Here is a 14,015-nt window from a genome sequence, read left to right on the forward strand (position 1 = left end):
AACAAAACAAACACAAGGTCACATATGAAACTTTAAAATAATATGCCGTTTTGTTTCACTATTTAACAGAAATTTTCTTTTTGTATTGAGATGGTGACATGCCTTGAAGGCGTGAAAAGGTGTGAGTAAAGGAAGATTGACCGGAGAAACCAGCCAGTTCAGCGACCTGACCTAGGCTGAGGTTACCTTGTTCGATTAAACGACGAGATCGGTCGATACGCTTACCTAACACGTACTGATGCGGAGTAATACCCATTTGATCTTTGAATAGCATGTGGAACTGGCTTTCACCCAAAAACACACTACCCGCAAGCTGCGCGACGGAGATCTTATTTGCTAAATGCTGTTCTATGTAGCGATCCAACGCTTCAAGATCAAAGCGTGAATCTTTGATTGAGGTTTCGAATGCCGAGATGTGTCTTTGCATCAGCGCGATCACTGTATCATTACAGGCTCGGCTTAGTAGCAGATCATTAGGACTCGCCTGCATTTCTTGCACCAACATATGGATAAGCTTTTGAATTTGCGCGTCTAATTGGAAGTAGACGTTCGATGATTCTAACTGATTGATCTTCTCTAGCATCAGAGGGTCATCATCCGTTGGCACTGGCATATTGAGTACTAGGATGTCCGACTGGCCAACCACACCACCGAAAGCATGATCAGAGCTCGCCGTTACCACACAACCTTGACCTGGGCCGACAAGATTGCCTTTACCGCTCACTTCAAATTCAGCCTGACCTTTTAAACCAATCACCACCTGCGAATAATGATGATCGTGACAGTCCATATGCGAAGGCAAAGTTATGATTTCCGCGGGTCGGGGGCCAGTAAGCCCTAGCGGAGACAAGTCTAGGTTTGGAAAGGGTAAAGGTTTTGGCATGACAGCAAAGTACTTAGGTCGACATGATAAGAATAATACTCTGAAATCTGCAGAAGATGAATTTGTAAATGATCATGAGAGTTGTTTTCTCTTCTTCAAAGAAAGATCATTATTGATAACCACGTGATCATGTCTCCGGAAGTATGATCAAGCGAGCCCAAACTACGGGCTTTGTAAAGTCAACCTTCCAATATTTAGGCCACTCTTCCTTGTTCCAAGAGCAAATAAATCTGAACACCAAAAGTCAAAGCAAGTCACAAATGGAAACCAAATGACTACACCATAACGACAATATTTTCTTATATAGCTCAATTATTTCGGTGTAAATATGTAAAAAGTGTATCCGAAGTAGCGAAACTTAGCTTTTGAGTAGATTGGAGGGCAATAAAACGGTATAAAGACGGGTACTGTGTTAATTGCTAATAACTAGTGACTGACAACTAGGAAGTAGACACTTTATTAACGAGCCAATTTTAAATATACAAGTTGCAGGGACCTATGACTAACTTTCGAATTTCAGCGCTTTTACTTGCGCTATCCCCACTTTGGGTATCTGCATCGTTATCAGCTGAAGAACTGAATCAAGTCGATCCCGTTTCAGCTATCGATGCAAAGCTAACAGAGAAAAACTCAGATATTGAGCGTATTTCAGCGACCAAAGTATCGGCAACTGAGACCTTAAAACAACTTCAAAACCAGAACAGTAAGTTGTTACGTGAAGGTGAAGAGTTAAAGGCAAAACGTAACCGAGCTAAATCTGTACTCGACAAACAATACAGTCGCTTACTTGACGATCCAGAAACGGATCTGGTTTCTTTTCAGAAAGGATACCAAGATGCTTGGGCTGCGGTTAAAGAGAATCAATCGTCTCAGCTAGATAATCAGCAAGCGATGAATGAGAACGAAATTTACCTTTCTCAAATTAAGCAAAAGCAAGCTCGTTTGAATAATGAGCTGGCTAACTTGAAAGAATCAAAAGTTGAAGCTCGCGTTAAACGTATTGCAACAGAACTTCGTGAAAGTGCCGTTCTTGAAACGAGCTACACCACCACATGTTCATCAACAATGACACTGGGTGAGTGTATTGCTCAAGGTAAACACCTGACGAAGCAGAAAGCAGTACAAAACTTCAAGAGCAAATTACTTGAACAGCTCACAGAAAGCACTCTTGCGAAGCAAAACTTACAAGGTGTTCAATTGAACATTCATGTTCAAGACAGCCAAGCAATCAAGAGCGGTTTCTCTGGAAACAACTCTTACTTTGTGCAGATGCAAGCTCAACTTCAAGCAAAACCGGAAGCGATTGCAGCATGTAACTTATTGAACGTTTCAACTCGCTACTGTTTAACGGACAGCGACGTTAAGGTTACAAAGAAGAGCGACAAGCAGTGGGCAAACGTGATGGTACGTTCTGATCAGTACAATGACTCAGTAACTATCAACGGCATTAAATACGGCAGCACACCCCTAGAGGTTTCGCTACCGAGCGGTCGTCACCAAGTAACCATTTCAAAAGAAGGTTACGAGTCATACAACCGCACAGTGACTATCAACGGCAGCGATACTATTTGGGTGAAACTCCTTCCTAGTAAAGAAAATGAAATCTAAATATATAAAGCTAAGCCTGATATAAATAGCCGTGCCTATTTCACAAAGCTGAATGAATACTCGCCATCTTGTTGTAGTTATAGAAAGTAGCTTCAAACGAAATGGCGTTTTCGTTAGAATATTCAATTAACCTAAATTACGACTGAAGTAGCCCAACATGCGCCAAGGTTTTCCTACTCTATTATTTGCACTTGCTCCATGCTTAATGACGCCTGCTGTTTTCGCTGAAGCGACATCTCCAGCAATCACGTCATCAGTCATCGACATTGAAAGCTCTCTTTTCGAAGAACATGCCAGTTTAACGGCTATCGAGAAGAAGATGGCGGACAAACAAAATCAAGTCGACAACCAAGCAGAGCAAATGGCACGTCAAGCCAAGTTATTAGCTCAATCAGAGCAAAAACTCGCAACGGCGAAAACTAGCCTAGAGCAAGATTACACTCGCATGATTGATGAGCCAGATTTCGATATCTCACCAGCTCAAAACCGCTTTCAAGATGCCTGGAAATCGGTAAAAGAGCACAAGCTTACGATTTCGGATTCAGAGCAAAAGCTTCAAAGCTTAGTGATGGAACTAGAGGCCATCAAAGCCGAAAAATCGGCTGTAGAAATGTCTATCGCCCATTTGAATCAAGACAAACTAAGAGCAAGAGCTGAGAGATTAAGAAGCGAGGTCACTCAAACACAAGAACATACTGTTAGCTTTACCAACCGCTGTAGCAGCGACATGACGTTAGCTCAATGTTCAGACCAAACGGTGGCTTTGACACTTCAAAAAGCAGTAAAACAATTTCAAAATAGCCTTGTATCCAACGCGACAGAATCAAAAATAGTAAAAGAACACCTAGCGTCTGCATCTTTGAATATTCACGTTCTACAACACAGCGTGAAATCATCTGGCTTCTCCGAAGATAACCGTTACCGAGCAGTGGTTGCTGCGAATTTAGAAACTCGTCCAGATAAGAACACTCCTTGCCGCTTACTTGGCATTCAATCCTCAAACTGTTTCGATCAGAGCGATCTGCAAGCCGATGATCAGCAGAAAGAAGTTGCTTGGGTTAACTTGGTGGTTCGCTCAAATCAATATAATGACAAGGTTTCTATCAATGGTGTGAACTATGGCAGCACACCGGTGGAAGTGATGCTACCGACAGGGCAGCACATGGTTACGATTGAGAAAGAAGGTTACCTTTCTTTCCACCAAGAGCTGAAAATAGCCCGAGATCACAACCTAAGAGCAGTATTACAAGCGAAGCAGAACTCACTGAATGTGGGGACTAAGTTTGCTGACCCAATGGGCAATGGTGCTCAAAGTCCAGAAATGATTGTGGTTGGATCTGGGACTTACCTACTCGGTGAAAATAACGCTGAGCAAGTCACGATCAAACAGCCATTTGCATTAGCGGCAACCCCAACTCGTGTTCAAGACTTTAAAGCATTTGTGAAAAATACGGGTTACCAGACCGACGCAGAGCTTATGAACACTTGTGATACCTTCGTGAATGCAGAAATCACGACTGTGTCAGACAATGACTGGAAAGCTCCTGGTTTCAAGCAAGTCGATAACTCTCCCGTTGTATGCGTCAGCCAAAGCGATGCGAAAGCGTACACACGTTGGTTATCTAAAAAAACAGGCTTTACTTACCGTCTACCAACACAACAAGAGTGGGAAGCGGCGGCAAGAGCGGGTCAAGATACCAGCTTCTGGTGGGGCAACAAATTCCGTTCAGGTAGAGCTAATACTGGTTGGTCTGGTACACAGTGGTCAAACGTCAGTACTTCTCCTGTTAAATCATTCTTGCCAACGCCAACGGGTTTCTACGACATGGTAGGTAACGTTTGGGAATGGACTGCAACCCAAAAAGGCATCGCTAAGGGGGGCGCGTGGAGCTTCTCTCCTGAAGAGGCAAAAGTGTTTGCTGAACTGTACGTTTCGCCTTCTACTGCCGCTAACTACTTAGGATTCCGAGTATTACGAGAGCTATAAGCTCTTGGTATTACTCAAAGCCCTCAAATATTTACCTTAGATTCTCCTAGTATCCGGTTGAGTCAGTGTTTATAGGGGAATTCCCTCCTTATATTCGATCTCACCTAGGAGTAAATTCGTCGATAGAGTAGTAAGTCACTCTGGGTATCTATCTGATACCTCAGCTTAATTTACATGACCCTCGTAAATTAAGCTGGAAATCTTCTACGTGTCGACAAGTTATATCTTGTCTTTGGCCAGCCCTTCTTCAGGCTGGCTTTTTTTTGCTTTTTTCTCATCCTTTTTGTTTAGCTATTGATCAATAAAGGCACACTTAAACAACATGCCGTTCAATCATTAATCACACTCCATTTTTGATGCATAACTCGACTTCTAATTGTCATTGCAGCTCTATAAGAAACTGATATCATTGCAACACTCCCTCTTACGAGATAAAACCTTGCCGGATCCCCTCAATTCCATACATCGCTCTTTATTTGAACAACTTCCAGGTTGCTGGGGGTGCAAAGATACTGACTCTGTCTTCGTGTATGCCAACCTTGCTTACAACCAATTAATTGGCTTAAAACCCAACGAAACTTGTACGGGCTTAACCGATTTCGATATGCCTAGTCAAACAACCGAATGCGCGCAGGATTTCAGGGCTCAAGACAAACATGTAATGGATACACGCAGTACTCTTAAAATCCTCGATATTCACCCTTATCCAGACGGACGCTGGCACGCCCATATTTTTACTAAAACCCCTTGGCTTGATGGGAATGGCGAAGTTCAAGGCACCATTTTTTATGGTCAAGAACTCACCGACACCGCCATCTTAGAAGTAGGCCATTGGGTGTGTCAGGCGACTTGCGAAAAAGACAATCAAGTGTCCATTGCAGGATCAAAGCCACGCATATCAAAGCTCAAAAAGCGACTCACTTCGCGAGAATCAGAAGTGCTGTTCTTGCTGCTATTCGGCAAGAAACCACAGTACATCGCGTCTACGTTGAACATTTCAATCAAAACGGTCGAAGGGCATGTCGCCAGGTTGAAACAGAAATTTGATGCGCGCAGTAAAAGCCAGTTGATTGAGTATGCGTTGGACTCGGGGCTAGGCTCTATGATCCCAGAAACCCTGCTTAAAAAGCAGATCTCCGTTGTTCTGCACAGTGACTAGATATTGGTTTGATGAGATGCAGACAAAAAAATACCGTTGATAAGTCTAATCAACGGTATTTTGGATCAGTTAAGCAGTTAAGCCATTAAGCAAATCAAGGCGCTAGGCGGTCGATATCCCAACGGCTATCTTGGCGTGAGAACAAGAAGCGATCATGCAAGCGGTGCTCGCCACCTTGCCAAAACTCAATGCTATCCACACGCACACGGAAGCCACCCCAGAAAGAAGGCACAGGAATCTCTCCTTTCGCGAACTTCTGTTTAAGCTCTAGATATTTGCCTTCTAAAATCCCACGAGCAGAGATACGGCTACTTTGCTTACTTGCAATTGCGGCCAATTGGCTCTCTTTTGGTCGTGACGAGAAGTACTTCATATTTTCCATTGCTGTCAGTTTTTCAGCCGTGCCCGTAATATGAACTTGTCGCTCAAGAGGGTGCCAAGGGAAATGCAAACTGATTTTGCTATTGTGCTCTAGCTGGTGCGCTTTACGGCTACCTAAGTTGGTGTAAAAAACGAAGCCGTCTTTATCAACATTCTTTAGCAGAACAATTCGCTGGAATGGCTGACCATTTTCATCAACCGTAGCAACTGTCATGGCAGTAGGGTCCGTCAACTTAGCTTCAATAGCTTGCTCTAGCCATAGATTGAATTGCTCAATCGGGTCTGCGGCTAAGTCTTTACGTCTCAATCCACCCTTAGCGTATTCGCGACGAATATCGGTCAGTTCCATTTGCTTGCTCCTTTCAATTTTTTTTGATTTTGCGCTGTAATCCTTTGAAACACAAGTCTAAGCCATGGTTTTGTCTCACAGAAGGTGCTCTGTGTTAACAAGATCTCGGTACTCTATCCATCATATTGATAATCTTTATACAAACCGATGACATGCTGAGATCCTAGTGACTAAGATACTGCTTAACATAATGACTCCCTTCGTTTTATACTCATTGTTATTGGGGGCTATTGGGCTGAGCGCAACTCATTTTTTGGCAGTACAATTTCAAGAAAAAGTGGTCACTCAAAAGCTCAACGAAGCAGCCAATAAAGCGAACCTACAAATCGACTCTGAACTGGATAAATTCAAACAGATCCCTGATTTGCTCAGCCATGACCCACGTCTGCTCTCTTATTTTGACTCATCACCACAAACAGACAAGATTTCCGCTGCGCAGCTCAATCAATTGCTATTTGAATGGTCGAATCAAAGCCAAGCTGACACCATCTATATTCATGACCCGAGCGGTACTGTGGTCGCTTCCAGTAATTACCAGAAGCTCGGTACTTTCGTGGGTGAGAACTTCTCATTTCGTCCTTATTTTGCGTCCGCGATTGAAGGTAACAGCACACACTATGTCGCACTGGGTGCTCGCTCCAACGTACGCGGTTACTTTTTGTCTTCGCCTCTGTATATAGAGAATGACATTGTTGGGGTTATCACCGTTAAAGTGAGTCTAGAGAACCTTGAAAACATCCTAACCAGCGATGATTTTGAGATTGTGGTACTCGACTCTAACCAAGTGGTTTTTCTCTCCAGCCAAACTCAGTGGCTTTATCACTCGTTGTTGCCATTAAGCCAGAAGCAACAAACCGATATCGCCCTGCAGCGCCAATACGGTCAAAGCGAAATTTCGATCATAGAAGCTTTTCGCTCTTCCAACTATCAACCACAAGTTAACGACGCCAATCAGCCCAACAACATTCAACCAAATCGAGTACAAAGAGAACTCACGGCAAACCGATTGTTTAAACTTGGACCGTTCAATCTTTACCCCGCAACCTTCAGTAACAATCAGTACCAAGTTGTCGCATTAAAAAAGGCCGAAGCAGAGCTTATTAAAGTGCTGCAGATCGATGTCATCTTCGTGGTGATTTACAGCTTGGTGATGCTCATCGCGTGGTCTTGGCGACAGACTTACGTCGCGAAAGTGGCGCTAACCCGGCTCAACCAAAACCTAGAACAAACCGTTGATAAACGTACTCACTATTTGAAGAAATCCAATCAACAACTTCAGCAAACCATTTTTCAATACCAAGCATCGCAGTTAAAGCTGAAGCAGACAGAACAAGAGCTGACCCAAACAGCAAAATTAGCGGTACTCGGAGAGCTGTCAGCCAGCATTAACCACGAAATCAACCAACCGCTTGCAGCGCTTCGAACTTATAGCGAGAACAGCTTAAAGCTGCTTGAAATGGAACGGACAGATTTAGTGAAGAGCAATCTTGAGAAAATGATTGGCCTCAACAACACCATTACCGACATCATAGCGCGACTCAAAGTCTTTACTCGCAAGGTCACTAAACAAGAACATCATGTCGCGAACCTGCACCAAGCGGTCAACAACGCCACCAGTATTCTCAGTGCGCTGATGATCAAGCAAGGCATTACACTAAGACTAAGCACGGTGCCAAATCACATTAATATTGCCATTCATCCAACCGAACTCGAGCAAGTACTGGTGAATCTGGTTCACAACGCGACCCAAGCGCTTCAACAACACGTTCTTGAACAGAAAATCTTGCAGGAGCAACAAAACTTGGAAAACGTTGACCAACCGGCCAGCCCACAGATAGGCATCGAATGGCAATTGCATCATAATTCTTGTCAGTTGATCATTTGGGACAACGGAATTGGCATGCCGGACGATAAGCTAGAACAGCTTTTCAACCCGTTTTTTACCACTAAACCGGAAGGCCTAGGGCTAGGGCTTTCAATATCGAAACGGATTATTGAAGCTTATCACGGCACGATCAGCGCCAACCGATTAGAGCCTTCAGGCATGGTATTCTCGCTAAACATCCCGTTATATAACGATAAGGGCTAACGTGCCGTTGTTATCGTTGATTAGAAAATGAATTTTACATACTGCTAATTTCACACATAGCTAACCTCACATACTGTTAAGGATTCGACTTTTGCACCCTCTGCCTAAACTCTATTTTGTCGATGATGAACCCGCCATTCGAGACTCCGTAGAGCAAGCCATGCTCATTGAAGGCATCGATATTGCCTGCTTCCCCAATGCCATTGAGGCACTAAAGAGAATAGATGTGACGCAAGCTGGGATTGTCATTACCGATATTCACATGCCAGTGATGGATGGCATTCAATTGACACAAAAGCTGCTGAATCAAAACCCTCATTTTCAGATCATCGTACTGACAGGCCATGGGGACGTGCAAACAGCCGTATCCGCAATGAAAGCTGGCGCTTATGATTTTTTGGAAAAACCGTTTGTGGTCGATGCCCTGCTGACCGCAGTAAAAAAAGCATCGGATAAGCTCGCTTTGGTTGAAGAGAATAATCTATTACGTAAAGAGTTGGCGGTACAGAATCAGGTGGGCCCAAAACTGATTGGTCAATCGCCATCAATGCAGGCATTACGCCGAGAACTGATCTCTCTAGATACCAAAACTAACCCACTTCTACTGTTCGTCGGTGACTTAGGAACGGGTAAAAGGGTCACGGCGCAGTACACGCACGATCTTCACAGCCATCAAGCTGCAGAGCTTTGCCCTGTTGCTGCGTTTAATTTGCCACGCAGTGACGAAGCGACATTCCATCAGTTTGTTTTGCAACTGTTCTTGAAACATCAGGGTGGGACACTTTATATCCATGAAACAGAAGCATTAACTCAAGACCAATGGCAGTGGCTAGCGAACCTAAAACCCACTCTACTTCGTGAAAACTCATGCAAGACCAGTGCAACTTGTATCATTTTAGCAACCACAATACTTCCTACTACAATGGTAAGTGAGTTCCGTCGATTTGATTTGCTACCGCTAGCGCAACGAATAGAAGATATTGGTTCTTTGTTTAAACATTTTGCTCGTGGTGCGGCAAGTCGATATCAGTTACCCCCACCGGTGATTACAGAAAAAGAGGTTCAACGATTGATCGCCACTCACTGGAGTGAAAATATTCGACAGCTTCGCCAGCATGCAGAACTCAGAGTGTTGACTAAACCCAAGCTGACATCGCTTGAATCAGAGCCTAATCATAATCAAGATCAAAGCGATAAGAGCCACATCGTTCTAAAGACTGAAGAGCAACAACTGTCATTAAGCCAACGAACCGATAGCTTTGAGCAAATCCTCTTGATAGAGGCACTACATCGTCATCAAGGGCGCTTAAAAGAGGTACAGCAAGAACTGCAAGTATCGCGAAAAACGCTTTATGACAAGCTGAGAAAACACCAACTTGATAAAACAGATTTCAAAAAACAATAAGAGTTAAAAAATATATAAATTCAAAGATTTAAAGGAGCAAAGCCTTAACATTTATCAAAAGTAAGAATACACTCACAAAGCTTGCACTTTTATTTAGCGAACAAGGACTGTTATGAGTCAGAAAAATTTCAGCAAATTGAACGAGACCGAACTTGAGTATGTCGATGACAAAACAGCGGCACTGCTCCTCAATACGCCCACCAGTGCGCGTATTATGTTGTGGGTTATCGTTCTGTTTTTTGTCGCTGCTATTGGTTGGTCTGCTTGGGCTGAAATCGACAAAGTGACTGTTGGCCAAGGCAAGGTGATCCCTTCCTCTCAGATTCAGGTGGTGCAAAACCTTGAAGGTGGTTTGGTTAAAGAAATTTTAGTCAAAGAAGGGCAACGAGTTCAAAAAGGGCAACAATTACTATTAATAGATGACACTCGATTCCGCTCTGACTTTCGTGAACGTGAGCAACAAGTTGCGAACTTAACGGCTAATGTACTCATGCTGTCCGCCTCACTGACCAGTGTGGTTATCAATGAAGAATTCTCAGTAAAAGAGTGGAAAAAAAGTGTCTTACTCGATTATGGTAAACTCGCCTTCCCACCACTATTCTACGACCTTCACCCCAAATTGGTTAATCGCCAAAAAGCAGAATATCGTCAAGATCTGAATAACCTGAAGAACCAACTTTCCGTTTTTGATCAACAGGTTGGACAGAAGCAACAAGACCTAGTTGAAATAAAAGCGCGTGTTCAGAATTTAAGACAGAGTTACAACTTTGCCCGCCAAGAGCTGGATATTACCAAGCCTCTTGCTGATGAAGGGGTGGTGCCAAAAATTGAACTGCTCAAGCTGCAAAGACAAGTTAACGACACTCGTCGAGAAATGACCTCTAGCGAACTCAAAATCCCTCTTCTACGTTCAGCAATCAAAGAAGCGATGCTCAGTCGTATCGATGCTGCACTGAACTTCCGATCAGAACAACAAGAGAAGCTAAACCAAGCACAAGATAAGCTCTCTGCAATGACGGAATCAGCGGTTGGCCTTGAAGACAGAGTTAATCGTACTGTAGTAGTTTCTCCAGTAACAGGAACCGTCAAAACGCTTGGTATTAATACCGTAGGCGGTGTTATCCAACCGGGTATGGACATTGTTGAGATTGTACCAACTGAAGATTCCCTATTAGTTGAGGCGAAAATTGCTCCACAAGATATCGCATTCCTCCGTCCAGAATTGAGCGCTGTGGTTAAATTCAGTGCCTATGACTTTACTAAATATGGTGGTTTAGTGGGTGTGTTAGAACACATCAGTGCTGACACCACTCAAGATGAAGAAGGCAATAGTTTTTACATCGTGCGTGTTCGTACCGAGAAGTACAGCTTTGGGGCTAATGAAGAGCTGCCTATCATTCCTGGTATGACCGCTTCTGTCGATATCATCACCGGCAAAAGAACCGTGCTTGAATATATGTTGAAGCCAATTTTGAGTGCTCAAAACAATGCACTAAAAGAGTAAGGACGGTTAATGCTTGATAACGTCTTCCTACGTGCAGTGAAAAAACAAGAGCAGCAGCAATGAAGTCTCGGTTTTCGTTATTGCTACTGTTCCTTACCTCTTTTACTTCCGGGGCACTGAACAAGAGTGACCAAAGGTGGATCGACGCAGTCTCTGTAACCTACGGAGAAAGAGCAGGGAAGCGAGTGTCGACATGGCGCTCAAATATGACGTCGTACGCAGGGTTAAGTGAAAAAGAGAAACTCGATTCGGTAAATCGGTTCTTCAACCAAATGTACTTTGTCGATGACAGTATACTTTGGGGAAAGAATGACTACTGGGCGACACCGCTGGAATTTTTGGGCAGTAACGCGGGTGACTGTGAAGATTTCACTATCGCAAAATACTTCTCTTTACTTGAACTCGGCGTCCCAGATAAGAAATTACGATTAGTGTATGTAAAAGCACTTGAGTTAAACCAATTCCATATGGTGTTGGCTTACTACTCTACACCCAGTGCAGAACCACTAATTTTAGACAACTTAAACCCTGAAATAAAACGCGGCTCCAAGCGCAGAGATCTACGACCGATATACAGCTTCAATGGTAAAAACCTATGGTTAATCAAGTCGGCGGCAGGCAGCGGCAAGTTATCAGGAAAATCTTCAAGATTGAGCTTATGGAACGACTTACGTTCGCGTGAGCGCTCTCTAAAATTAAACAAACCCATTATCAATTACGATGAGTAGGTACAATGACTTTATATAAACAGCTTGTGGTCGGAATGGTTGCGGTTTTCATATTACTGATGACCTCAGTTTTTATGATCGAATTCAATACCACCCGTGACTACTTAGAAGAGCAGCAACGCTCTGAAGTAAATAATACCATTAATACTGTTGGACTGGCGCTCGCCCCTTACCTCGAAGAAAAGGATCAAGTGGCTGTAGAGTCTGTTATCAACGCACTGTTTGATGGTAGTTCTTACTCTGTCGTACGATTGATTTTTTTAGACACAGGAGATGATATTCTTCGTTCATACCCTGTGAAACCAAGTGGTGTCCCACAATGGTTTACCAACCTGAATTTGTTTAAACCGATTCATGATCGCCGCGTGATTACTAGTGGTTGGATGCAACTTGCTGAAGTTGAGATAGTGAGCCACCCAGGCCCAGCCTATACTCAGCTTTGGGAGGCATTTACACGGCTAGTGACCTTCTTTGGAGCGATTTTCTTACTGGGTTTGATCTCGATTTCATGGATACTCCAACGAGCACTACGTCCGCTGTCATTAATCATAAAAAAAATGGATCAAATCGCCAAAAATCAGTTCGGTGAGCCTCTGGTTCGCCCTAAAACAAAAGACCTCATCTTAGTCGTCGACGGTATTAACCACATGTCGACTCAAGTTGAACTTGCATTTAAGAGCCAAGCACAAGAAGCGCAACGACTTCGTGAACGCGCGTATATCGATCCTGTATCTCAGTTAGGTAACCGTGCTTACTACATGTCTCAACTAACTCAGTGGTTAGAAGAGTCTAGTTTAGGTGGTCTGGCGGTGCTAAAAGCCGAATTTATTAGTGAAGAATATGATGACAAAGGCTATCAAGAAGGCGATGCCTTAGTTCACCAATTAGCTGAACAGCTACAGGCTTCTATTTCATCTCCAGATATTACTATCGCTCGTATTTCTAGTGATGAGTTTGGCTTCATTATGCCGAGCATTGATGAAAATGAACTGAAACTCGTCGCGAGCAGCATCGTAAACTGCATTCAAAATCTAGGTTCAGATCCAACAGGTATGGCAAATCCACACATAGCTCTCGGTGTGACATACAGCAAGAAACGTAAAACCAGTACTGAAATCATGTCTTTGGTCGATAACGCACTGTCTAGCGCGAAAGCTAACCGTGAGCTCGCTTACGGTTACGTAACTGCTGACGACCATGGCGCTGTAATGGGTAAACAGCAATGGCGCATGTTGGTCGAAGAAGCAATCATCAATGACCTAGTAACTTTCCGCTTCCAAGCTGCAAATAATAGTTTTGGCAAAACCTATCACCAAGAAGTGTTCTCTGCGATTGAGAAAGAGGGGGTTCGTTACGGTGCCAACCAATACTTATACGCATTAGAACAGCTTGAAATGAGCCACATCCTCGATCAATACGTTATCGAGAAGATGATTGATAAACTGAATGCAAAAGAGCTTACTAGCCCCGTTGCTATCAATATCTCGCCAAGCAGTATTTCTCAGCCAAGCTTCATCCGTTGGATCGGAAAGTCTCTTGAGAAAAATGCGTCAATCGCTCATCTGTTGCATTTTGAAATTCCAGAAAACTGTTTCGTCAATGTTCCTCACTACACGGCACTATTGTGTAACACCATTCGCAACGCTGATGCGGTGTTTGGTGTTGATAACTATGGACGCAACTTCCAATCGCTCGATTATATCAACGAGTACCGCCCTAGCTATGTGAAGCTGGATTACCTATTTACTCATAACCTTGATGACGAAAAACAGAAATTTACGTTAACGTCTATCTCAAGAACGGCTCATAACCTTGGTGTGACGACTATTGCGTCACGAATTGAAACTCAGACTCAGTTAGATATTTTGTCTGATAACTACGTAGAAGTGTTCCAAGGCTTCATTGTTGATAAATAGTTGTAA

The 14,015-nt window shown here is 43.4% G+C and carries 10 protein-coding genes; 8 read left to right on the forward strand and 2 right to left on the reverse strand.

Annotation, left to right across the window (positions count from 1 at the left end; genetic code table 11):
* Nucleotides 1-58: 58 nt before the first annotated feature.
* Nucleotides 59-883 carry an AraC family transcriptional regulator gene (locus ACED60_RS02150; RefSeq protein WP_012600035.1) on the reverse strand — a complete coding sequence of 275 codons (825 nt, stop codon included), beginning with the start codon at nucleotides 881-883 and terminating at the stop codon, nucleotides 59-61.
* 498 nt (nucleotides 884-1,381) lie between these two features.
* Here ACED60_RS02150 and ACED60_RS02155 point away from each other — a divergent pair, with 498 nt between their 5' ends.
* From ACED60_RS02155 to ACED60_RS02165, 3 genes are all read left to right on the forward strand, one after another.
* Entirely contained in the window at nucleotides 1,382-2,491 is a 1,110-nt protein-coding gene (locus tag ACED60_RS02155) for a PEGA domain-containing protein (protein ID WP_009846003.1), read from the forward strand.
* 157 nt (nucleotides 2,492-2,648) lie between these two features.
* Nucleotides 2,649-4,478 carry a formylglycine-generating enzyme family protein gene (locus ACED60_RS02160; protein WP_009846004.1) on the forward strand — a complete coding sequence of 610 codons (1,830 nt, stop codon included), beginning with the start codon at nucleotides 2,649-2,651 and terminating at the stop codon, nucleotides 4,476-4,478.
* Between the two features lie 376 nt (nucleotides 4,479-4,854).
* Nucleotides 4,855-5,637 (forward strand): PAS domain-containing protein, encoded by a 783-nt coding sequence (locus ACED60_RS02165; RefSeq protein ID WP_371726823.1) that lies wholly within the window; start codon nucleotides 4,855-4,857, stop codon nucleotides 5,635-5,637.
* Nucleotides 5,638-5,731: 94 nt separating this feature from the next.
* Here the strand turns inward: ACED60_RS02165 and pdxH are convergent, their stop codons facing one another.
* Complete coding sequence (gene pdxH / locus ACED60_RS02170; protein ID WP_009846006.1) at nucleotides 5,732-6,367, reverse strand: pyridoxamine 5'-phosphate oxidase; 636 nt, start codon at nucleotides 6,365-6,367, stop codon at nucleotides 5,732-5,734.
* A gap of 190 nt (nucleotides 6,368-6,557) precedes the next feature.
* Here pdxH and ACED60_RS02175 point away from each other — a divergent pair, with 190 nt between their 5' ends.
* From ACED60_RS02175 to ACED60_RS02195, 5 genes are all read left to right on the forward strand, one after another.
* Entirely contained in the window at nucleotides 6,558-8,456 is a 1,899-nt protein-coding gene (locus ACED60_RS02175) for an ATP-binding protein (RefSeq protein WP_371726919.1), read from the forward strand.
* Between the two features lie 100 nt (nucleotides 8,457-8,556).
* Nucleotides 8,557-9,861: a sigma-54-dependent transcriptional regulator gene (locus tag ACED60_RS02180; RefSeq protein ID WP_371726920.1), complete on the forward strand. Its 1,305-nt coding sequence runs from the start codon at nucleotides 8,557-8,559 to the stop codon at nucleotides 9,859-9,861.
* 112 nt (nucleotides 9,862-9,973) lie between these two features.
* The gene (locus ACED60_RS02185) at nucleotides 9,974-11,365 is read left to right on the forward strand and encodes an HlyD family type I secretion periplasmic adaptor subunit (protein WP_009846009.1); all 1,392 of its coding nucleotides are present in this window, start codon (nucleotides 9,974-9,976) and stop codon (nucleotides 11,363-11,365) included.
* 59 nt (nucleotides 11,366-11,424) lie between these two features.
* Nucleotides 11,425-12,093 carry a transglutaminase-like cysteine peptidase gene (locus ACED60_RS02190; protein WP_012600028.1) on the forward strand — a complete coding sequence of 223 codons (669 nt, stop codon included), beginning with the start codon at nucleotides 11,425-11,427 and terminating at the stop codon, nucleotides 12,091-12,093.
* Between the two features lie 5 nt (nucleotides 12,094-12,098).
* Nucleotides 12,099-14,009 (forward strand): LapD/MoxY N-terminal periplasmic domain-containing protein, encoded by a 1,911-nt coding sequence (locus ACED60_RS02195; protein ID WP_371726825.1) that lies wholly within the window; start codon nucleotides 12,099-12,101, stop codon nucleotides 14,007-14,009.
* The last annotated feature ends 6 nt before the right edge of the window (nucleotides 14,010-14,015 follow it).

This window comes from Vibrio sp. 1F279 (genome assembly GCF_041439815.1).
Taxonomy (GTDB): domain Bacteria; phylum Pseudomonadota; class Gammaproteobacteria; order Enterobacterales; family Vibrionaceae; genus Vibrio; species Vibrio tasmaniensis_A.

What these genes read in the sequence shown, in the direction of transcription:
- ACED60_RS02150 (WP_012600035.1), bottom strand. Translation starts at nt 883, where the DNA reads ATGCCAAAACCTTTACCCTTTCCAAACCTAGACTTGTCTCCGCTAGGG.
- ACED60_RS02155 (WP_009846003.1), top strand. Translation starts at nt 1,382, where the DNA reads ATGACTAACTTTCGAATTTCAGCGCTTTTACTTGCGCTATCCCCACTT.
- ACED60_RS02160 (WP_009846004.1), top strand. Translation starts at nt 2,649, where the DNA reads ATGCGCCAAGGTTTTCCTACTCTATTATTTGCACTTGCTCCATGCTTA.
- pdxH (WP_009846006.1), bottom strand. Translation starts at nt 6,367, where the DNA reads ATGGAACTGACCGATATTCGTCGCGAATACGCTAAGGGTGGATTGAGA.
- ACED60_RS02175 (WP_371726919.1), top strand. Translation starts at nt 6,558, where the DNA reads ATGACTCCCTTCGTTTTATACTCATTGTTATTGGGGGCTATTGGGCTG.
- ACED60_RS02185 (WP_009846009.1), top strand. Translation starts at nt 9,974, where the DNA reads ATGAGTCAGAAAAATTTCAGCAAATTGAACGAGACCGAACTTGAGTAT.
- ACED60_RS02190 (WP_012600028.1), top strand. Translation starts at nt 11,425, where the DNA reads ATGAAGTCTCGGTTTTCGTTATTGCTACTGTTCCTTACCTCTTTTACT.
- ACED60_RS02195 (WP_371726825.1), top strand. Translation starts at nt 12,099, where the DNA reads ATGACTTTATATAAACAGCTTGTGGTCGGAATGGTTGCGGTTTTCATA.